The organism is Thalassospira sp. HJ (genome assembly GCF_000948415.1).
In the GTDB taxonomy this organism is placed as follows: domain Bacteria; phylum Pseudomonadota; class Alphaproteobacteria; order Rhodospirillales; family Thalassospiraceae; genus Thalassospira.
The window spans coordinates 218,607-239,653 of record NZ_JYII01000020.1 but is presented as its reverse complement, the minus strand read 5'-3'; the positions used below and the strand labels follow the sequence as shown (position 1 = coordinate 239,653).

Genomic DNA, 21,047 nt, shown 5'->3' with positions numbered 1-21,047 from the left:
TGAAGCTAGGCCTTTACGGCCGCTTTGTCGTCCTGGGTGTCCTCATCGGCATCCTGATCAATCACGGTGCCGGTCTGTGCAATGGCAGACGGCTTTGCCGGTTCGGGTTTAGCCTTCTCGGCTTCATCCTGATGCACACGCAACGGCGCACGCCAGTCGACACTGCCAAAGGAATGGCAGGACGGGCAGGAAACAACCCAGCGATCAGTTTCAGCCCCGCAGGCCCCGCAACGCCAATCCGGATCAGGGTTGGCATGGCTTGCCTTGATCAGCAATTCACGGGCCTTTGCACCATCCTGATTTTCACGCAATTCAAGATCGGCCAGCAGCCGGTAATGACGTGCTTGGGCCTTGGTTGCCATGGCCTTTTCAAGGTTGCCTCGCGCAATGCCCCAAAGATCGGCTTCAAGGGCGGCTTCGGCCAGAACGATCTGGCTTTCGACATGATCGGGATTGTTCGCCACCAGCTTTTCGACCGATTTGACTTTCGCCAACGGATCACCGGTCAGGGTTTCACGGAAAATCGTCCCCAAGGCGGCGGACGGTGCCGCGCGCCAGCTTTGGATTACGACATCGCGTGCCTTGCCATCCTGTTTCAGATCACGATAAAGCCCCGCCAGCAGAACTGCGGCACCGGTGAAATCGGATGCTGAATTCAGCGCCTTGCGCAGCAGTTTGATGGCTTCGGCGTTTTCGCCTGCGACAATGGCATCTTCGGCCTTTGCCGTGATCAGAAGGGCACGGCGATGGGTCAGTTCCGCTTCGCTAAAGACCGATGCCTTTTGCGCATCAACCAGCAGGCCAAGGGCGCGGTCCCATCGGCGTGATGTCAGCAGCAGATCAAACAGTGTCACGATGACAGCCGGGTTGCGCGGACGCAGACGATGTGCACGCTCGGCGTAATCAAGGGCCGCTTCACGGTCATTGGCCTTCAGCGCCAGCTGCAAAAGGCCCCGCAATCCAAAGAACGCGGAGTCGGGCTTTTCCAGCATGGCTTCGAACTGGCGTTTGGCCGCGTCATTATTGCCATCAAGCTCTGCTGCCTGTGCGGTCAGAAGGCGGGTCAGGGTGTCATCTTCAAGATAGCGGTCTACTGCTCGTGTATGACGGAGTGCCTGACGGACATCACCCGATGCCAGTTCCAGCAATCCCATAGTGAGCGCCTGTTGACCCTTCTTGCGACGGCGGCTGCCCAACAGGCGGCCAAGCCAGCCCGGCGAATTGGCAATGATTGTCCAGCCGCGCCACAGCAGAACCAGAACAGCGGTCAGCGCAAGCAAGCCAAGGGCAACCATGCCGATGGATCCGTCAAAGCGATAACCCAGCCAGACAATGGTCATGTTGCCGGGATTATCGGCAAACCAGACGGTGCAGAATACCAGTGCCGCCGTGATCAGAATGAAAAGCAGAAGGCGGATCATTGGCTGCCCTCCGGACCCGTACTGGTCAGAATGCCAATTGCGTGCGAGCTCAGCGTCGCAATTGCAGCGTTCAGGGTCTGGCGGTTTTCTGCCGCACGCAGCCAGTCGCTTACAGCAGCGGCCGCGTGATCGCCTTCAACCCCCTGAAGGGCTGCAACTGCAGCATCAAGATCATCCTGTGCCAACGCGTTCTCGGCCAGAACCAGACGGCCTTCAAGCGACTCCTCGCCCGCCGCATCAACACGTCGGATCGGAACCAGTTTCTTGATATTCGCCCAGGTCGCGTCAAGCACACTGCCTGAATGATCATCGGTGGCAGCGGCAACCGCCTCCTGTGCCATGATCGGGAAGGACTGGCGCAGTTTTTCAAGCGTTGGCGCACCCTGTTCGGAAAGCGGCTTCAGGGTCGCGATCTGTTCAGCGATAACCTCGTCATCGCCAGCGCTGCGTTCCAGCTGGTTGAGCGCAATCACAAACGGCCCGCCCCGTTGAAGCGCATCACGCAGAATGGTAACCGCCATGGCAATTGCCTGACCGCGGCTTTCGACACGCAGGCCGCTGGTCGCACGGATTTCTTCTTCCATGGTCGACAGGCGGGCAGACAGTTCGCGCATTTCATTGGCGACACCCGCCAGCTCGCTTTCGACCCGTGCCAGTTCCTCGATCGGGGCGGTGCGCGTTTCGATTTCGGCCATGCGGCGTGCGACCGTGTTGCTGAGCGTATCACCACGTTCGTTGTTCAGGCGCTCGCGAAGGGCGTCAATCGTCCCTTCCAGATGCGACAGGCGTTCGGTCAGGTCCGGATCAATGACAACCGACCCATCCGGGATAGGTTCTGCGTTCGCCGTTGCGGTGTTGTCAGATGATGCATCGGCCAACGTTTCCTCGGACGCAACCTCGCCATCACCCTTTTCGGTCATGGTGGCGTCTTCGCTTGGTGCCGGAAGGGTTGCGTCATCCGAAGAACCGCTATCGGCAGGGGCGTTGGTTACCGTGATTTCACGATCGGTTGCTGCGCTCGGGGCAGCGCCCTCTGGTGCGATTTGGGCAAGAAGGTCACTCGGCACATACTGGGCCAGAACCGGTTCTGCATCGCGCCACCAGATTGCGCGTGTCAGCCAGCCTGCTGCCAACCCACCAACGATAATGATCACAAACAAGAGCAGCGCTTTGCCACCACCGCTTTTGCGTTTTGCCGGTGTGCCCGGTTTTGTCGCAGATGCCTTTGCGCCATCACCGGCTTTCGCGTCAGATTTTGGTGTGCTGCTTGCGGTCTTGTCCGCGGAACCGGCTTCCTTTGTCGCTGTGGTTTCGCCAGACTTGGCCGTCCCGGCGTTTGGTACACTCGATTTGGCAGCAGTCGCTGTCTCGGCCTTTGTCGTGGTCGAGTTCGCATTGCCCTTGCTATCGACGGAAATGGTATCGGACGATTCTTTGGTGTCGGCCGATTTTGCGGAAGCATTGGTTTTTGGCGTTTCTGGTGTTTTCACGATCAGACCATTGCAGTTTGCGGTTATTCCCAAAACGGCGTCAGGCGCAGGAAGCCATCACGACAGGGACCCTAGCTCGGAAAGAAGGTATTCTTGTGTCGGTTGTGATGCAACGCGGGTTCTATGCCATGTAAGATCGGATATCTTCGATTGCACCGCCGGACTCAGGCAAATCGCACTGGTTCCGGCCAAGTCTCTCTCAAGCTTATAGCTGTGCACAAGCTTAACAAAGGTTTCCGCAGTGCGGGGAGAGAAAAATAAAACGGCTTCAACATGATGTCCGCGAAGGGCTTCAATGACCTCTTTTGGAAGCGTGTTGCTTTCATTGGCTTCATAGACCGTTTGCCGATCAACGCTATACCCATCAGCCAAAAGCATCTGCCCCAGATCACCGGCGGTTTTGCGGGCGGCTGGATGGAAAAGCGGTCCGCGTGCGGGATCAACCATTTTGCGAATCAGCGCGGCCAGATCATGGATGTCACCATTGGCCGAATGCACATCGGTAAATCCAAATGCGAGGCACGTTCGGGCTGTGGCATTGCCAACGCAATAGGCCGGAAGCAATCGGTCATTGCTCAGTTTGGCAAAGGCGCGAACCCCGTTAGCCGAAGTAAAGACCACGCCCTGATAGGCCGCGATATCAAGCGGGGTATCAGGAGGCGGAAAAGTGATGCCAAGCAACGGCGCAGACAGATGGCGATAGCCGCGCTTATCAAGCGCGGCCAAAAGGTCGGCAGAGTCGGTGTCGGGCCGGGTATTTAGTACCAAGGGTCCCATCTGCGTCCCTGTCTGTTGCCAAGGGTCCTGATTCTCGTCAGGCGGAAATGAAGTCCGGTCCGCCACGTTGCTTGAGTTCTTCGCCCGCATCTGTGCCCGCAGTACTTGCCGTTTCCATGTCCGGTTTGGCGATCATGCGTTCGGTATCAAGGCGTTCGCTGCCATCCGGGCGGACAATTGATACGCGCAGGCGCATGCTGCCATCATCCTGAAACTCGGCCAGGGCGGCAATCGGCGTGCGGCATGACCCATCAAGCGCCTTAAGGGCTGCGCGTTCGGCAGCCACGCGAATGGCGGATGTTTCGCAATGAAGGGCAGAAAGCCAGTCTTTGCTCTGCGTATCGTTTTCGCGGATGGTGATGCCGATGGCACCCTGTGCAACGGCGGGCAGCATATCGTCTTCGGATATGGGGGCGGTTGCGATGTCGGGCTGTCCCAGGCGGTTCAGGCCCGCCATGGCCAGAAGCGTGGCATCGACTTGCTCTTCGCCAAGCTTGCGCAGGCGAGTCTGAACATTCCCGCGGAAGGTGACAACCTTCAGATCCGGATATTTGTTCAGGATCATGGCCTGACGACGCAGGGAAGCCGATCCGATTACGGATCCGGCCGGCATTTCGGCAAAGCTTTTATATTTCAGCGAAATAAACGCATCGCGCACATCTTCACGCGGCAAAATGGTCGGCAGGATCATGCCATCGGGCAGAACCGTTGGCACATCCTTCATGCTGTGGACCGCAAGATCGATCTCGCCACCCAGAAGGGCGTCATCGATTTCCTTGGTGAACAGTCCCTTGCCGCCAATTTCCGACAGGGCACGATCAAGGATCTTGTCGCCGGTGGTGGTGATTACGGTGATGGCAATCGCGCCTTCCTCGGCAAGTTCCGGATGGGCCTTTGCCAGTTTGTCACGGACCTCATGTGCCTGCGCCAGAGCGAGGGGCGAACCACGGGTGCCGATGCGAAGTTTTGCTGTATCTGTCATGGGTGAAGTCTTAGTCTTAAAACTGTTTAAAAACAAGGTCTGCGGGGAGCTGATTGCCCCCGACAAAAGGTGCAAATTTTCGCTGATTGTAATTGCTCGAAATTCGGCTGCATTGATTTAGGTCGCGGGTCGAAAACTTCGCGAGCATCGCGAAACGCGATAACTGCATATGGCAGTTGCGCCGTGAAGGGGTGGAAAGCGCGGAAACTTTCCGCTACATCATCGGCACATCTGTAATAGGATTCCGATTGCCGCGTATGTCGGCAGAGTTGGTAAACGGATCAGGATCATGATCGTTCTGGGTATTGAAACAAGCTGTGATGAAACAGCCGCTGCTGTCGTGAATGACAAGCGCGAAATTCTGGCAAACCGTGTTTTGTCCCAGCTTGACGATCATCGCCCCTATGGCGGGGTTGTGCCCGAAATTGCTGCGCGCGCCCATCTTGAACATCTTGATCGTCTGGTGGCAGAGGCCATGGATGATGCCGGTGTTGATTTTGATGATCTTGATGCGGTGGCCTGCACCGGCGGGCCGGGCCTGATCGGCGGTGTGATGGTCGGTACCATGACCGCCAAGGCGATTGCCTTTGCCGCGCAAAAGCCATTCCTGGCTGTTAATCACCTCGAAGGGCACGCATTGACCGTCCGTCTGACCGATGATGTGGCCTTTCCCTATCTGCTTTTGCTGGTATCTGGCGGCCATTGTCAGGTGCTGATCGTTGAGGGTGTCGGCAAATACAAACGCATCGGTACCACTATCGACGACGCAGTCGGCGAGGCGTTTGATAAAACCGCCAAGATGATGGGGCTCGGTTATCCCGGTGGCCCAGCACTTGAAAAAATTGCCGCCAAGGGTGACCCGAACCGATTTGGTTTGCCGCGTCCGCTGCGTGGCCGACCGGGCTGCGATTTTTCCTTCTCGGGTCTTAAGACAGCTGTGCGCACCTATCTCGACAGTTTCCCTGTCGAACAACAGACCGACGAAGTCAAAGCTGATCTTGCCGCGTCCTTCCAGCGGGCGGTCGGTGATACGCTGATTGATCGGGCACGCAACGCGGTGTTTGAATTCATGCGCGATTACCCCGGCGGCAAAACGCTGGTGCTTGCGGGCGGTGTTGCGGCAAACAAATATCTGCGTACCCGTTTGGTGGAACTGACCGATCAGGCCGGGATGGAACTGGTCGCACCACCGCTTAGTCTTTGCACAGACAATGCGGCGATGATTGCTTGGGCCGGGCTTGAGCGGTTCCGTCTGGGCGAACGCGATGATCTTGATTTCAAACCGCGCCCACGTTGGCCACTTGATCCCGAGGCGCCCAAGCGCCCGGGTGCCGGGGTTAAAGCTTAAGACGCTTGGCTGTGTCTGCCCTATTTGCCAATCCTGAAAACAAAGTCACTTTTGCCGGATAAACATCATGAAAAAGCGCATTACAGTTGTGGGTGGCGGTGCCTGGGGAACGGCCTTGGCCGTGCAGGCTGTTCGGGCTGGCGAAGATGTTGAACTGATCCTGCGCAATGAAGAACTGGCAGACCGGATCAATGCCACGGGTGAAAACGACCTGTATCTGCCTGGCATCGAGTTGCCGGGTGCACTGCGTGCAACCACCCATGTTGAGGGTTTGCGCGATTCTGATGCGGTCTTACTGGTAACCCCCGCACAACATTTGCGCGAAACCCTGACCAAATTGTCGGCGCATTGGCCAGACCAGCTTCCGGCGGTGATTTGCTGCAAGGGTATTGAAAAGGAAACCGGCGCACTGATGGCGCAGGTCGTTTCCGAAACGCTTGGCGGTGTCCCGGTCGCGGTCCTGTCCGGCCCGACCTTTGCCCAGGAAGTTGCGGTAGGTCTGCCAGCGGCGATTACGCTGGCCTGTGAAGATCGCGCGCTTGGTAAACGGTTGGTCGAGCTGATTGGAACGCCGGAATTCCGGCCTTATTTCAGCACCGATGTCGCTGGTGTTGAAGTTGCAGGTGCCATCAAGAACGTGCTGGCGATTGCCAGTGGCGTGGTGGCCGGTTTGAAGCTTGGTGATAATGCGCGCGCGGCCCTGATTACCCGCGGGATTGCTGAAATGTCACGCTTGGCCTCGGCCATGGGCGGTCGGGTTGAAACCATGCTGGGGCTTGCAGGTCTTGGTGATTTGACCCTGACCTGTACCGGGACTCTGTCACGTAACTACACCTTTGGTGTTGCGCTGGGCGAAGGCCGTAAGGCGCAAGACATTTTGGCGGAGCGTCGGTCTGTGACCGAAGGCGTGCATACGGCAGCATCCATTACTGCTGTTGCCAGCAAATATGGTGTGGAAATGCCGATCTGTGCGGCGGTTGATCAGGTGGCAAATCACGATGCGGATCTGCGCAGCACGATCAATGCCCTGTTGCAGCGTCCCTTCCGTGACGAGCTTGAAAACGCCGACTAAATCCCGTCTTCACGGTTTTGTGCAACGCGGTTCGGCTTGAGAATACATGGGGCTTCTGGCACTTTACGGACATTGATCCCATAAAGAAGCAGGAAACCGTTCATGCATTTCTATATTCGTTGCGTTGACAAGCCGGGCCACCTTGATGTGCGGAAGGCCAATCGTGAAGACCATCTGGCCTATATAAAAGGCGGCTTTGCCGATCGTATCGTTGCCGCGGGCCCGACCCTTGATCCCGATATGGAAGGCATGAATGGTTCGGTCTTTATCATCGAATTTGATGCCATTGAAGATGCGCGCGAATTTGCCGCCAACGACCCCTATGCCAAGGCGGGACTTTTCGAATCCGTCGTCATCCGTCCGTTCAAAAAGGTCTTCTGATCCATGGCATACTGGCTGGTCAAAACCGAACCGGGAAGCTGGTCGTGGGACGACCAGGTCAAAAAGGGTGTCGAAGGCTGGGATGGTGTACGTAACCATCAGGCCGCCAAGAACCTGCGTGCGATGAAAATCGGCGACAAGGCGTTCTTTTATCATTCGGTGAATGAAAAGCGCATTGTCGGGATTGTCGAGGTGGTGCGGGAATATTACCCGGACCCGACCGATGAAAAGGGCAAGTTCGTCCAGGTGGATTTCGAAACGGTCAAGCCGCTGAAAACTCCCGTGACCCTTGCCGATATAAAGGCCGATCCGCGCTTTGCTGATCTCGCCTTGCTAAAACAATCGCGTTTGTCGGTAATGCCGATTGATGACGTATCATGGGCTGCGATCTGCGAAATGGGCGGGGTCGCTCCATGAGCGATTTGCCTGCGGCCGGCACAGTACTTTGCGCGCTCAGCGATCTTGATGCGACGGGTGCCAAGGGTCTTAATCTTGGCGGTACAGGCATCTTTGTTGTGCGCAGTGGCGATGATGTCTTTGGCTATATCAACAGCTGCCCACATATCGGCGTGCCACTGGATATGGAACCGGACGAATTCATCAGCGACTTTGGCGATGAAATCATCTGTTCGACCCACGGCGCGCGTTTTCGCATCGAGGATGGCGAATGTGTATCCGGTCCGTGCACGGGCGATATGCTTGAACCGGTTGCGGTGAAAATAAAAGACGATCAGGTCGTTCTGGCCTGATCGTCTGTCATATCCGAACTTGATGCAAAGACGGTGCGCTATTCCGCCGTCTTTGTGATCACTTCATCAATATGTTTGGTGATGACGTCCATCTGATCAGGCTCTGACAGGCGATGGTCGCCGGTCTTGATCAGATCGACCCGGACATCATCGGTGACTAGTGCCTCGGTCAGGCGGATTGCCGTTTGCCAGGGTACATCCGGGTCCTGCATACCTTGAACCAGTCTGACCGGGCATTTCAGATCAATTGGCTCGCGCAGCAAAAGCTGCTTACGCCCATCCTCGATCAGATCACGGGTGATGGTATAGGGATCGTCACCATATTCGGTTGGCTCGATCAGCGCGCCTTCATCCATGATGGTCTTTTTCTGTTCTTCGCTGAACTGCGCCCACATCAGGTCTTCGGTAAAGTCGGGGGCGGCGGCGATGCCGACCAGTCCGGCGACGCGTTCCTTACGGGCGAGGGCTGCCAAAAGCATGATCCATCCCCCCATCGACGAGCCGACAAGGATCTGAGGGCCAGAGGTGATTTCATCAAGAACCGCAATGGCATCACTGGCCCATTGCCCGATGGTGCCATCGGCAAATTTGCCCGACGATTGTCCGTGACCGGAATAGTCAAAGCGGGTATAAGCCACCCCCTGCCGAATGCAGTGCGCCTCAAGGTGGGTTGCCTTGGTGCCGGTCATGTCCGACATGAAACCGCCAAGAAACATCACACCGGGCGTATTGGGCACCTGTACGTTAGATGGCTTGCCCGGTACGTGATGGTATGCGATTTTTAAACCATCTGGCCGGTTGAGATATTCGGGCTTTAGGGGCTGTTGCGTCGGCAGGTCATGTGTCATCCGGGGCGTCTGTCCTTGGGTGTTGATGGTTGGAGTTGCATGAGCGCGTCAGAAGTAATGACAGAGACAGTCTATCGATCAGAGCCCCAAGCGCAAGGCGGGGACTATCGACCTGCCGTTATTTTACAGGTGTTGCCAGAACTTGATGCCGGCGGTGTCGAGCGCGGTACGGTTGATATCGCGCGCGCTATCGTTGATGGGGGTGGCAAGGCGCTTGTTGCATCCCAAGGCGGTCGCCTGGAGCGCGAACTTGACCGCTTTGGTGCCAAGCACATCACCCTTCCGCTCAAATCAAAAAACATCCTGACCATGCGCAAGAACATAGATGCGCTCGTCAAGGTCATCCGGGAAGAAGGTGTCGATATCATTCACGCCCGCTCGCGCGCGCCAGCCTGGAGTGCGTATTTTGCCGCGCGCAAGACCGGTATCCCGTTTGTTACGACCTTCCATGGCACCTATTCCGGTTACAACAACCCGTTCAAGCGCCGCTACAACGCGATCATGACCATGGGTGATCAGGTGATCGCGATCTCCAAGCATATCGCCAATCACATCAACAAATATTACAAGGTCGAACCCGACCGACTGAACATCGTGCCGCGCGGCACGAATGTTGATCTGTTCAATCCGGAAAATGTCAGCCAGGAACGCCTGATCGCCCTGTCAAACCTGTGGCGTTTGGATGGCGAAGAGTATGTCATCATGCTGCCCGGACGGATCACCCGTTGGAAAGGCCATGGGTTTCTGATTCGATCCTTACCGGCAGTCCTTGAAGCGCTTGGACATCGAAAGGTTCGCTGTCTGATCGTCGGTTCTGATCAGGGACGCACCGGATATCGCGAGGAAGTCCTGCAAATCACGCGGAAGCTGGGTCTTGAAGACATCGTTCATATCGTTGATCACTGTAATGATATGCCCGCCGCCTATATGCTCGCAGATGTCGTTGCGTGCCCATCGACTGAACCGGAGGCTTTCGGTCGTATTCCGTCTGAAGCACAGGCCATGGGCCGCCCGGTCGTGTCGACTGCTCATGGCGGGGCGATGGAAACGGTTTTGCCGGGGGAGACCGGTTGGCTGGTGAGCCCGGGTGAGGTTGATCAGCTGTCGCGTGCGCTTGTGCAGGTGTTGAACCTGACACCGGAAAAACGTGCCAAACTGGCTGCCAAGGGGCGTGATCATGTGATTGCCGAATACTCGCTAGAGCAAATGGCAGAGCGGACTCTGAATGTTTATGCCAAGGCACTGAAGCGGGTGATCAGGAACGCTGCATGATCGACAAGCAAACTGAAACTTCGCCTGCTGACGCGCAAAATTCAGAGACTGATGGTCAGACGGTTGCAGCAAAGCCGGAACCGAAGCGTGAGCGTATTCTGGTTATCAAACTATCCGCACTTGGTGATGTAGTTCTGGCCATGGGGCCGTTTGCGGCCATCCGTGCGGCTCACCCTGATGCGCATATCACGGTTTTGACCACGCGGCCGTATGTTGATTTGATGAAGGCCAGTGGCTTTTTTGACTCAATTGCCATCGACCGCCGGCCGAAACTGAGCAACGTGCGCGAAGTCTTGGCGCTGCGCCGGTTTTTGCGCAATGGCAATTTTGATAGGGTCTATGATCTGCAGACCTCGGATCGGTCCGGATTCTATTACAAACTGTTCTGGCCGGGTCCAAAGCCCGAATGGTCCGGGATTGCGCGTGGCTGCTCGCATCCGCATGCCAATCCTGAACGCTCAAACATGCATACGATTGATCGACATGCGGATCAGCTCGCTGATGTCGGTATTAAGGATGTTCCAGCACCTTACATTTCAGGGTCCGATATAGACCTGGACCGGTTTGGAATTCGAAGTCCGTTTGTCCTGATCTGTCCTGGCGGGGCGCCGCATCGTCCGGCGAAACGTTGGCCCGCGGAGCGCTTTGGGTTGCTTGCAAAAAAGCTAGCGGATTATCGCTTGACGCCCGTCTTAATCGGAACTGACAGCGAAGCCGATGTTTTAAACCGGATTGATCAGATGTGTCCCAAGGCGCGCAATCTGATGGGGCGGACCGGGTTCCTCGATATCGCCTCCCTTGCCGAACGGTCCGTTCTGGCGATTGGTAATGATACCGGGCCGATGCATATCGCTGCCGCAGCTGGCGCGCCGTCGATCGTCCTGTTTTCACGCGAATCTGATCCAAAGCGTTGCGCACCGCGCGGTCATGCACCAAATGCTGTCAGCATCGTACGTGAAAGCGATCTGCGCGAGTTGACGGTAAACCGCGTGATGGATGTCATTCGCGAGCGTCTTGATCTCACCGACTAGGATTGCGGGATTTAACTGATTTGGCTTTCGGGAACAAAGGCGCGGAAAATGGCGCTTTGAGGCCGATTTAGTTGCCTAAAATCATTGCTTTCTGAACGCGCGTGGATATGCTAGGTGAGGTCTCATGGAAAACACCATGGTGCTTCTGTACTTCCATGTGCGCTTTCCTGCTTCTGTTTCTGACCGATTTGTTTGATGACCATAGGAGATTATCCATAGCACGACCACGCAAACCGATGCAGCCGACCAAGGAAGGTCCGCGCGTCAATGAGGATATCAAAGCCCGTTCCATCTGTGTCGTTGACGCCGAAGGCAACATGTCCGACCCGATTACGGTGCGTGAAGGCATTGAAATGGCAGCGGAAGTTGGACTCGACCTTGTCGAAGTCGCTCCGAATGCCGAGCCGCCAGTTTGCAAGCTGATTGATTACGGTAAGTTCAAATACGAACAAAGCAAGAAGCAGAACGAGGCCAAAAAGAAACAGAAGGTTATCGAGGTCAAGGAGATCAAACTCCGTCCGAACATCGATGTCCATGACTACAACGTCAAACTGCGCGCCGCGCAGAAGTTTCTTGGCGGTGGAGACAAGGTGAAAGTCACGTTGCGTTTCCGCGGACGTGAAATGGCTCACCAGGACCTTGGTCTTGGCATGCTCCAGCGTTTTTCGGGGGATCTTGAAGACCTCGCAAAACCGGAAATGATGCCAAAGATGGAAGGCCGTGTTATGATTATGGTGCTGGCGCCGCGTTAAGACGCGGCGTTTTGCCTTTTACCCCAAGGTTCAAGCCAAAGAGGGAATGCCATGCCAGTCGGAAATGATCTTCTGATCGTGGGCGTCGATGACGATCCCAAGAGTCTGGTTCTCCTGAAACGAATCGTCGAAAGTGGCGGGTTCTCGTTTCAGGGTGTTTCCTCTGGCAAGGACCTTCTCAAACTCCTCAAGACCAAACGTCCGCGCATCATCCTGATGGATATCATGATGCCCGACATGAACGGGTTCGAAACGGCGATCAATGTCCGGACACAGTTCCCCGACCTGTCCTGTGCGATCATTTATGTCACCGCACGTCAGGGTGAAGAGGACCTGCGCGGTGGTGTTGCTGCTGGCGGGAATGATTTCGTGCTCAAGCCGATCAACCGTGAAAAGCTGATGAGCCGAATCGAGAAATGGGTCGGTCGGGCGCATACCATCAAAACGGCCATCTGATCGCTTTTCTGCGGGCTGCTCTTGATCGAGCCCCGTTGACAGGATCCGTTTTAGTCCTGGCTTTTTGCTGGCTCAGTCGAGCCATCCGACAATCATGTCAATATAGACCGAGAATGCTGAAAAGCTGATCACACCAAGTGCCGTGGTCATCAGCACGATTGATTAACTGCGCACGATATAGCGATCATAGGTCGTCGCGATCACAAAGACATTCCCGGCAGTTGGCAAGGCGGCGAGCAACAGAACTGCTTTTGCCTCAAGCCCGCTGACAGAACCGACAATCCAGAACCCGACAAACACTGCGACGGGATGGGCGATCAGTTTGGCGACAGACATGGTGGCAAGCTCAGCCCGCTTTTCAGCAATCGGTCGACCAACAAGTGCAACACCAATCGCAAACAGGGCGGCCGGACCGGCACTTTGCCCAAGAAGATCAAGCAGGTAATCAACGCCATCGGGCCAATCGAGATCAAGGACGCTCACCAGAACCCCGGCGATAATCGCAAGGACCACCGGGTTGGTGAATGTGCCGCGCACAATCTTGCCGATCGGGTTGCTGCCTTGGGCGTGCTTGGCACCTTCAAGCAGTAAAAGCGAGAGCGGCAGCATCACAACCAGATCAATCGCAAGTGCCACAATCAACGGAACAGTTGCGGCCGGACCCAGCAAGCCGATGATCAGTGGCAGTTCCATGAACCCGACATTGCCCATGGTGCCAGCAAAGGAAAACAGTGTCCGGCTGGTGGGATCAAGATCGAACACCCGGGCGGCGATCAGACGCGAAATGCCATAGACGACAAGGGTGCCACCGCCATAAGCCAGCATGATATCGGGCTGCCAGATTTCTGAAGGGCTTCGGGTCGCCAGTGTCTTGAACAGAAGGGCGGGCAGGGCAAAATAGAACACAAAGCCATTGATGCCGCGCATGCCATCCGGCGACACGATCTTGAACTTGCCGCCAATCCAGCCAAGGCCGATCAGCGCAAAGAACGGCAAAATGATTGATGTGATTTGCGACATGTGATCAGTCAGATGGCGAATAAGAGGATGGCGGATCTGGCCGTGAAAAGCAGTGCTTGGCCACAATGGCGGCTCAATGCCGCAAAAAGCAAGGGGAAAGGGCTGAATTGGCCCTTGAAAAAGGTAAAGTCGGAGTCTATAACCACCCGTCCCCAAAACAGGTGGTGAGGCTGGAAGGTCTGTATTGATCCTTCAGGGCATGCCCAGCCGCCGTAGGGGATTTCGTTTTCATTGCTTATGCAAGGATAGAAAAATGCCCAAGATGAAGACCAAATCGAGTGCGAAAAAACGCTTTCGCCTGACTGCAAGCGGGAAAGTCCGTCACAACGTGGCAAACAAGCGCCACCTTCTGACTGCGAAACCGACCAAGATGAAGCGCCAGGCTCGTGGCACGGAGATCCTCTGTGACGCAGATGCCCGCATCGTCAAAAAATTCCTGCCGTACGGTTAAGGTTGAAGGAGAGTTAAATGGCTCGTGTAAAAGGGGGCGTGTCTTCGCACGCTCGTCACCGCAAGGTTATTAAGGCTGCCAAGGGTTACCGCGGTCGCCGCAACAACACTTTCCGCACCGCCGTCCAGGCTGTGGAAAAAGGTCTGCAGTATGCATACCGCGATCGTCGCGTTAAGAAACGCCAGTTCCGCTCGCTCTGGATCCAGCGTATCAACGCTGGCGCACGTGAGAACGGTCTGAGCTACTCCCAGTTCATGAACGGCCTCAAAAAGGCTGGTGTTGAGCTGGACCGTAAAGTTCTTGCCGACATCGCAGTGCGTGAGCCGGAAGCTTTCAAAGCTCTGGTCACCCAGGCGCAGGCTGCACTGGACTGATAAACCTTTGTAAAAAGGTTTCATCGGCACTTGCCTGATTTGATCAGGGGCGGCCATATTGGCCGTCCCTTTTCTTTTTGTGATTTTTAAACCCAAGCCAAAGCGTCGGAAGTTATGGAAAACATCGAAGCATTGCGCGAAGAGGTTCTGGCGGAAGTCGAAAAGGCAGCGGATCTGACCGCGCTTGAAGACGTCCGCATCAGCGCCCTTGGCAAGAAAGGCCGCATTACCGGCCTGATGAAAAACCTTGGCAAGATGGACCCGGACCAGCGTCGTGAATTTGGTCAGACGCTCAATGCCGTCAAGGACCAGGTCGCTGGCGCAATCGAAACCCGCAAAACCGCCCTTGAAGATGCTGCCCTTGAAGCGCGTCTGTCGGGCGAGCGGATCGACGTCACCCTGTCCTCGCGTCCGGATGAAGCTGCTGGCCGTGTTCACCCGATCAGCCAGACGATTGATGAAATCGTCTCGATTTTTGGCGAGATGGGCTTTGCCTTGGCCGAAGGTCCGGATGTTGAAGACGACTTCCATAACTTCACTGCGCTGAATATTCCGCCGGAACATCCCGCGCGTGAAATGCAGGACACCTTCTATCTGCCCGAACAGGAAGATGGCTCGCGCCTTGTGCTGCGCACCCACACCTCGCCGGTGCAGATCCGGACCATGCAGTCCAAAACCCCGCCGATCCGCATCATTGCGCCGGGTCGTACCTATCGCTCTGACAGCGATATGACCCACACGCCGATGTTCCATCAGGTCGAAGGCCTGGTGATCGACAAGAAGACCCACATGGGCCATCTCAAGGGTTGCCTGCTTGAGTTCGTCAAAACCTATTTCGAACTTGATGATGTGCCTGTGCGCTATCGTCCGAGCTTCTTCCCCTTCACCGAACCGAGTGCTGAAATGGATATCGGTTGCTCGCGCAAGGGTGGGGAACTCAAGATCGGTGAAGGCGACGACTGGCTGGAAATTCTTGGCTGCGGCATGGTTCATCCGCGTGTTCTGTCTGCCTGTGGTCTTGATCCCGAAGAATATCAGGGCTTTGCCTTTGGCATGGGGATCGAACGCATCGCGATGCTGAAATACGGCATTCCCGATCTTCGCACCTTCTTCGATACCGATCTGCGCTGGCTGAAACATTATGGTTTCGTGCCGCTGGATGTACCGAACATGGTAAGGGGCTGAGATTATGAAATTCACACTGAATTGGCTGAAACAGCACCTCGATACCGATGCATCGATCGAGGTGGTCGCCGAAAAACTGACCGATATCGGTCTTGAAATTGAAGGCGTGACCGACCGCGCGGCAGCCCTTGCCGACATCCGCGTCGCGCACATCGAAGAAGCAGGCCAGCATCCCGATGCCGACCGCCTGAAGCTTTGCCGGGTCAATACCGGCGACAAAATCATTCAGGTCGTCTGTGGTGCACCCAATGCACGTACGGGCCTGAAGGTCGCACTGGCACAGCCGGGGGCGATCATTCCGATTGATGGCTCCAAGCTGAAGCCGGGCAAGATCCGCGGTGTCGAAAGTCAGGGCATGATGTGCTCCACCCGTGAGCTGTGCCTTGGTGAAGACCATGACGGCATCATCGAACTGCCAGAAGACGCTGAAATCGGTGCACCGGTCGCCAGTGTTCTTGGTGCGGATGATCCAATCATCGAAATCGGCCTGACCCCGAACCGCCCCGATTGCACCGGTGTGCGCGGCATTGCTCGCGATCTGGCCGCAGCTGGTATTGGCACGCTTAAGGCCGATCCGCGTCAAGAAGCGGTTGCTGGTTCGTTTGACAGCCCGATTGGCGTTGCGATCAGCGGCGATATCGCCAGCAACAATGCGGTTCCGGCATTTTATGGCCGTTACATCCGCGGTGTGAAAAACGCCGAAAGCCCGGAATGGCTGAAAGCCCGTCTGGAAGCCATCGGTCTGCGTCCGATTTCGGCACTGGTGGATATTACCAACCTTCTGACCCACGATCTGGGCCGTCCGCTGCACGTGTTTGACGCCGACAAGCTGTCGGGTGATATCAATGTGCGCTACGCGACCAATGGTGAAAAGATCGCAGCCCTTGATAACAAGGAATACGAACTTTCCGATTCCATGGTTGTCATTGCCGATCAGGCCAAGGCACTTGGTATTGGCGGGATCATCGGCGGTGAAGAAACCGGCTGCCTTGAAGAAACGACCAATGTTTTTGTCGAATGTGCGCTGTTCGATCCGATCAGCATCGCCAAGACCGGCCGCAAGCTTCAGGTCAATTCCGATGCCCGTTATCGGTTCGAGCGCGGCGTTGATCCGCAATCGATCGCATGGGGCATGGAAGTTGCCACCCATCTGATTACGGAGCTTTGTGGTGGCGAAGTCTCGCATGTCGTCAAGGCAGGCGAAGTACCGAACCCGCGCAATTCCTTTGATCTGCGCATTGACCGAATCCTCGAACTCGGCGGTGTTGCTGTTGAGGCCGATCGTGCCATCGACATTCTGAAATCGCTTGGTTTCGAGGTCAGTGGTTCCGCACCGGTCATTACCGCTGTCGCACCGACCTGGCGCCCGGACATCATCGGTGAAGCCGATCTGGTCGAGGAAGTCCTGCGCATTGTCGGCTATGACAAAATCCCGACCGTGCCGCTGGAACGTGAAAGCAGCCTGCCGGTGCCGGCTCTGTCCCCGATGCAAAAGCGGGTCGGTCTGACCCGTCGTGTCCTAGCGTCGCGTGGCCTTTATGAAACCGTCACCTGGTCCTTTACGGACTCGCGTTGGGCCAAGCTGTTTGGCGAGCTTAAAGAAGGTCTGTATCTGGCCAACCCGATCAGCTCCGATCTTGATATCATGCGTCCGAACGCCCTGATCAACATGATCGCGGCTGCCGGTCGTAACCAGGCACGTGGTTTTTCTGACCTTGCCCTGTTTGAAGTCGGTCCGGAATTCTTTGGCGATCAGCCGGGTGATCAGCGTCTGGTGGCGGCTGGCCTGCGCGCCGGTGCGACCACACCACGCAGCTGGACCGGTTCGCGCCGTGATGTTGATGTCTTTGACGTCAAGGCCGATGCCGAAGCCCTGATCGAAGCATTGGGCACCAATGCCGCCAATGTCCAGGTCAATACCGACGGTGCGCCGGAATGGTATCACCCGGGCCGTTCCGCTGCCCTGCAGCTGGGTCCGAAAAACGTTCTGGGCTATTTCGGGGAACTGCATCCTAAGGTGCTTAAGGCGCTTGGTGTCAAAGGCCGCGTTGTGGCGTTTGAGCTGTTTGTTGAAAATGTGCCAATGCCCAAGAAAAAGGGTACGGCCCGTCCGGCGCTGAATGCATCAAGCTTCCAGTCGGTCGAACGTGACTTTGCCTTCCTTCTTGATGAAAGTGTGAAGGCCGAGGCAATCATCAAGGCGGCCAAGGGCGCTGATCGCAATCTGATTACGGATGTGACGATCTTTGACCTTTATGCCGGCAAGGGGATTGAGGATGGCAAGAAATCACTGGCCTTCTCGATCACATTGCAGCCGACCAAGGCAACCCTGACCGAAGAAGAAATCGAAGCGGTCTGCAAAAAGGTTGTCGAAGCGGTCGAAAAGGCTACCGGCGGCTCGCTGCGCGCTTAAGGTTGCACTGACTATCTCAATGAAAACGGGCTGCTCCTTATGGGGCAGCCCGTTTTGTTTGCGGCAAACCGGTCAAAATTACCGACCGGGCCGTTTGCGCAAGATGGCATATTCGTCTTCATCAAGATCAAGCGCGATCAGATCCGGGCCATTGGTGAAAATATGCCATTCCATATCGGTGTCATCGCACTCAATGGTCAGCTGATCGACCATGCTGTTCCACTCACACCGTTCGCGATCATCATCGGCCTCCAGGCGGCCGGTGCCATTGTCATAGAGATGCATGACAAGAAGCTGCTCGTCCTCGTCAATCGAATAGACCGCATACGTTTCGTTTGCAAAACGGTAATTGATTTCTGCGCCATCCAGCCGCCGCCAGCCGCGCGGCAATGGTTCGCCCGGTTCATGTTCGGCAAAGTAATAGGCCAGTGTCTGCATGTGGCTGTCATTCATGGTGCGCATGTCCGACCCACATGCACTCAGCGCCAAAAGGCCGAGCATCGCCAGAATGGGTTTAAGGATCGGGCGGGGCAGGATCACGGTCTTGAACATTTAACGCTCCATAACAGGCACAGGGCAGCTTTTACCTGTCTGCCCGTCTCATGCAAAAGACGAAGCAAGATACTTGCCATCCGGGCGCGTGAGGCCCGTGCAAGAACGTCAGCGGATAAGCTTACCGGCTTTCGCGTTGATCAGGGTGATGGACCCGCAGGGTAAAGATGATGGTTGTGCCCGGATCACTGACAGGACGGCTGGTATCAAGCCAGATGCGCCCCCCATGCTGTTCAACGATCTTGCGACAAAGCGAAAGTCCAAGTCCCGTTCCGGAAAACTCGTCCTTATGCAGGCGCTGGAACAGGCGGAAAATCCGCTGCGCATGTTCGGGATGGATGCCAATGCCATTATCGCGGACCGAAAACCGCCAGTAATCGCGCATTACCGGATCGGGTTCGACCGTGATGGAAATATGCGGCGGCACGCCCGGGCGACGATACTTTATCGCGTTGGACAACAGGTTCTGGAACAGCCGCGAAAGCGCGATGCGGTCGCCCTTGATGGTTGGAAGGTCATCATGGGTGATGGTGGCATGTTCGCGCCCAATCACGTCTTTGAGGTCGGCCTGCGCCTCGTTCAGAACCTGATTGCAGTCAATGACGCTGAATTCCTCGCTGGTGCCGGTTTTGGCATATTCAAGCAGGTGACTGATCAGCTTGTGCATGCGCTTGGCGCCGTCGACGGCAAAGTCGATATATTCGTCGGCTTCCTGATCAAGGGTGCCGCTGTAGCGTTGCTTGAGAAGCTGCGTATAGCTTGCCACCATGCGCAAGGGCTGCTGCAAATCGTGCGACGCCACATAGGCGAACTGTTCAAGGTCTTCGTTGCTGCGTTTGAGTTGATCAAGCGTGTCGCGCAGCTTGTTGGCGTTTTCAACGAACTCGGTCACGTCGCGCGCACTGCAGAAGATCATGTCGTCAAATGGGCCAACACAATGCCAGGCCAGCCAGTGGGTATTTCCCTTGCGGTCGAGAACACGCAGGATGGATTTGCCATCGCCAAGCATCGTCGTCCCGCTTTTCTGGCGCATGGCGGTCATTGCTGTTTGCTGGTCTTCTGGCACGAACAGTTTGAAGAACTGCTTGTTGACGATGTCATGCACCGGCAGCCCCATCAGTTCTTCCAGCGCCGGGCTGAAGCCACGCAGAACGCCCTCGCTATCAATCGCGATTGCCGGTTCCGGCGTATGACGCAGATAGGTCTCGAACGGATGACACAGTTCCTGTTGGGATGCGGTTTCAAGCAGCAGTACTGAAATGAATTGCTCATCCTGTTCGGTATAGCGATGCGCCATCAGATAAAAACGCTGCATCAGGTTTTTGGCCGTTCGGACATCAACCATTGTTCCGACCCGCGCATCCGGCCACACATTCTCGATCAACGGACCGCGCAATTTGGTGCGCGATGCCGGGGCCAGACGATCAAGGAAATCGGTCATGGTCGGCGCCAGGTTTTCGGAACTTGATCCGAGAATTTCCGGCCAATTCAATTGCGTTGTCAGTTTGCCGTCGGTTGTATCAACCGGCCAGCTGATCACCGCACAACCACATTCCGACAGGGTGTTTTCCGTATCGCTGAAATGTTCGGCAAGGTGGGCGGCACGCATGTGCTGGCGTTTAAGGCGCTGCCACAACCAGATCGCAAGCCCGCACAGGATGGTCATCGCCATGACAAACATCAGCGCATGCAAGATGAAGGCATCGCGCCAGTTATGTAACAGCGTGCTGCGTGGTGTGTAGGTGACAACAATCCGGTTGATGTCGGGAAGTTTGCTATAGGCCAGGACCATGACCTCGCTGCCATGCACGCACAGAAGCGAATCACGGTCTGTGTCCTGGGTGCTGATATATTCGCCAAGATCGCCCAGCAAATGCGGCGGGATAAAACCCTTGATCTGGTTCAGGTCATTATCAAGCAGGCCGACAATGATATCGGAATTGTCCGAGACGATCTTTTGCAGATCGACGTCATCATGGAGCAACAGCATCGACCCAAGACGGAACGCAGTGGCTTCAAGCTGGGCACTGGCATGTTCGACCGCGCTGTCATAAAGCGTTTTCTGGATAAAGAAGAAGGAAAACAGCAGCACAAAAACACCCGTCATAGTCAGGGCTGCAAGCCGTTTGCGCAGCTTCACAAGGCTGCGTCGGGACAGGGATGGCTCGATGGATGTTATGAACATGTTTTTGGCAAGGTCCTGCCGACAGAAAAAACGTTTCCTTCAGGTTGAAATCTAAGACCTTTTCACCCGGTTGAAAAGGATGCAAACAAATGAATTCATGCGTTTGACGGCATCTCAGCCCGCGATTGCGCCGCTTGGGATCAGGCAAAAACCCGAACAATCACGACGTCCGTGCAGCGGTCATGTCGGCATAAGCCACCCGCAGGCAATTTGTGCATGACTGGAACATAACACAACGCTTCTAATTCCGTGCAAAAACCCCTATAAACCCGCTGGTGATTGATCCGG

General features: G+C 55.9%; 21 protein-coding genes. 13 read left to right on the top strand and 8 right to left on the bottom strand.

Going from position 1 to position 21,047, the window contains the following annotated elements; genetic code table 11:
* Positions 1 to 5: 5 nt before the first annotated feature.
* From UF64_RS16835 to hemC, 4 genes are read right to left on the bottom strand one after another with little or no spacing between them, the layout of a single operon-like run.
* A complete protein-coding gene (locus UF64_RS16835) occupies positions 6 to 1,421 on the bottom strand; it encodes a heme biosynthesis protein HemY (RefSeq protein ID WP_044829768.1) in 1,416 nt (471 codons plus the stop codon).
* Positions 1,418 to 2,911: a COG4223 family protein gene (locus UF64_RS16830; protein ID WP_044829767.1), complete on the bottom strand. Its 1,494-nt coding sequence runs from the start codon at positions 2,909 to 2,911 to the stop codon at positions 1,418 to 1,420. The genes UF64_RS16835 and UF64_RS16830 overlap by 4 nt, the downstream gene beginning before the upstream one ends.
* Positions 2,912 to 2,968: 57 nt before the next feature.
* Positions 2,969 to 3,688: a uroporphyrinogen-III synthase gene (locus tag UF64_RS16825; protein WP_044829766.1), complete on the bottom strand. Its 720-nt coding sequence runs from the start codon at positions 3,686 to 3,688 to the stop codon at positions 2,969 to 2,971.
* A gap of 37 nt (positions 3,689 to 3,725) precedes the next feature.
* Positions 3,726 to 4,670, bottom strand: a complete 945-nt coding sequence (gene hemC / locus UF64_RS16820) for a hydroxymethylbilane synthase (protein ID WP_044829765.1) — start codon at positions 4,668 to 4,670, stop codon at positions 3,726 to 3,728.
* Between the two features lie 289 nt (positions 4,671 to 4,959).
* On the opposite strand from hemC, the gene tsaD reads away from it, so the two are divergent.
* The 5 genes from tsaD (at position 4,960) to UF64_RS16795 (ending at position 8,220) form a co-directional block, all read left to right on the top strand.
* Entirely contained in the window at positions 4,960 to 6,018 is a 1,059-nt protein-coding gene (gene tsaD / locus UF64_RS16815; protein ID WP_044829764.1) for a tRNA (adenosine(37)-N6)-threonylcarbamoyltransferase complex transferase subunit TsaD, read from the top strand.
* 58 nt (positions 6,019 to 6,076) lie between these two features.
* Positions 6,077 to 7,090, top strand: coding sequence for an NAD(P)H-dependent glycerol-3-phosphate dehydrogenase (locus UF64_RS16810; protein ID WP_044829763.1), 1,014 nt, complete (start codon positions 6,077 to 6,079; stop codon positions 7,088 to 7,090).
* Between the two features lie 102 nt (positions 7,091 to 7,192).
* On the top strand, positions 7,193 to 7,471 hold the full coding sequence (locus UF64_RS16805) for a YciI family protein (protein ID WP_008888584.1): 279 nt from the start codon (positions 7,193 to 7,195) through the stop codon (positions 7,469 to 7,471).
* A 3-nt stretch (positions 7,472 to 7,474) separates the two neighbouring features.
* Positions 7,475 to 7,888 carry an EVE domain-containing protein gene (locus tag UF64_RS16800; RefSeq protein WP_044829762.1) on the top strand — a complete coding sequence of 138 codons (414 nt, stop codon included), beginning with the start codon at positions 7,475 to 7,477 and terminating at the stop codon, positions 7,886 to 7,888.
* A complete protein-coding gene (locus tag UF64_RS16795; protein WP_044829761.1) occupies positions 7,885 to 8,220 on the top strand; it encodes a Rieske (2Fe-2S) protein in 336 nt (111 codons plus the stop codon). Before UF64_RS16800 ends, UF64_RS16795 begins: the two co-directional genes overlap by 4 nt.
* A gap of 38 nt (positions 8,221 to 8,258) precedes the next feature.
* Here the strand turns inward: UF64_RS16795 and UF64_RS16790 are convergent, their stop codons facing one another.
* Positions 8,259 to 9,068, bottom strand: a complete 810-nt coding sequence (locus UF64_RS16790) for a carboxylesterase (RefSeq protein ID WP_044829760.1) — start codon at positions 9,066 to 9,068, stop codon at positions 8,259 to 8,261.
* A 57-nt stretch (positions 9,069 to 9,125) separates the two neighbouring features.
* Here UF64_RS16790 and UF64_RS16785 point away from each other — a divergent pair, with 57 nt between their 5' ends.
* The 4 genes from UF64_RS16785 to UF64_RS16770 all read left to right on the top strand — a co-directional run bounded on the left by UF64_RS16785 (position 9,126) and on the right by UF64_RS16770 (position 12,579).
* Positions 9,126 to 10,340: a glycosyltransferase family 4 protein gene (locus tag UF64_RS16785; protein ID WP_044829759.1), complete on the top strand. Its 1,215-nt coding sequence runs from the start codon at positions 9,126 to 9,128 to the stop codon at positions 10,338 to 10,340.
* Positions 10,337 to 11,371, top strand: coding sequence for a glycosyltransferase family 9 protein (locus tag UF64_RS16780; RefSeq protein WP_235285122.1), 1,035 nt, complete (start codon positions 10,337 to 10,339; stop codon positions 11,369 to 11,371). The genes UF64_RS16785 and UF64_RS16780 overlap by 4 nt, the downstream gene beginning before the upstream one ends.
* Positions 11,372 to 11,607: 236 nt before the next feature.
* Entirely contained in the window at positions 11,608 to 12,123 is a 516-nt protein-coding gene (gene infC / locus UF64_RS16775; protein ID WP_044829758.1) for a translation initiation factor IF-3, read from the top strand.
* A 51-nt stretch (positions 12,124 to 12,174) separates the two neighbouring features.
* Entirely contained in the window at positions 12,175 to 12,579 is a 405-nt protein-coding gene (locus UF64_RS16770) for a response regulator (RefSeq protein WP_044829757.1), read from the top strand.
* A gap of 162 nt (positions 12,580 to 12,741) precedes the next feature.
* Here UF64_RS16770 and UF64_RS16765 read toward each other — a convergent pair whose 3' ends face one another.
* Positions 12,742 to 13,599 carry an AEC family transporter gene (locus UF64_RS16765; RefSeq protein ID WP_044829756.1) on the bottom strand — a complete coding sequence of 286 codons (858 nt, stop codon included), beginning with the start codon at positions 13,597 to 13,599 and terminating at the stop codon, positions 12,742 to 12,744.
* 253 nt (positions 13,600 to 13,852) lie between these two features.
* On the opposite strand from UF64_RS16765, the gene rpmI reads away from it, so the two are divergent.
* The 4 genes from rpmI (at position 13,853) to pheT (ending at position 18,022) form a co-directional block, all read left to right on the top strand.
* Positions 13,853 to 14,050 (top strand): 50S ribosomal protein L35, encoded by a 198-nt coding sequence (rpmI, locus tag UF64_RS16760; protein WP_044829755.1) that lies wholly within the window; start codon positions 13,853 to 13,855, stop codon positions 14,048 to 14,050.
* A gap of 17 nt (positions 14,051 to 14,067) precedes the next feature.
* The gene (gene rplT, locus UF64_RS16755; RefSeq protein ID WP_008888574.1) at positions 14,068 to 14,424 is read left to right on the top strand and encodes a 50S ribosomal protein L20; all 357 of its coding nucleotides are present in this window, start codon (positions 14,068 to 14,070) and stop codon (positions 14,422 to 14,424) included.
* Between the two features lie 114 nt (positions 14,425 to 14,538).
* The gene (gene pheS / locus UF64_RS16750; RefSeq protein ID WP_044829754.1) at positions 14,539 to 15,609 is read left to right on the top strand and encodes a phenylalanine--tRNA ligase subunit alpha; all 1,071 of its coding nucleotides are present in this window, start codon (positions 14,539 to 14,541) and stop codon (positions 15,607 to 15,609) included.
* 4 nt (positions 15,610 to 15,613) lie between these two features.
* Positions 15,614 to 18,022, top strand: coding sequence for a phenylalanine--tRNA ligase subunit beta (gene pheT / locus UF64_RS16745; RefSeq protein ID WP_044829753.1), 2,409 nt, complete (start codon positions 15,614 to 15,616; stop codon positions 18,020 to 18,022).
* 78 nt (positions 18,023 to 18,100) lie between these two features.
* On the opposite strand, the gene UF64_RS16740 is transcribed toward pheT, so the two are convergent.
* Both UF64_RS16740 and UF64_RS19790 read right to left on the bottom strand, forming a co-directional pair.
* Entirely contained in the window at positions 18,101 to 18,574 is a 474-nt protein-coding gene (locus UF64_RS16740; protein WP_044829752.1) for a hypothetical protein, read from the bottom strand.
* Between the two features lie 121 nt (positions 18,575 to 18,695).
* Entirely contained in the window at positions 18,696 to 20,759 is a 2,064-nt protein-coding gene (locus tag UF64_RS19790) for an ATP-binding protein (protein ID WP_052657681.1), read from the bottom strand.
* Positions 20,760 to 21,047 lie beyond the last annotated feature (288 nt).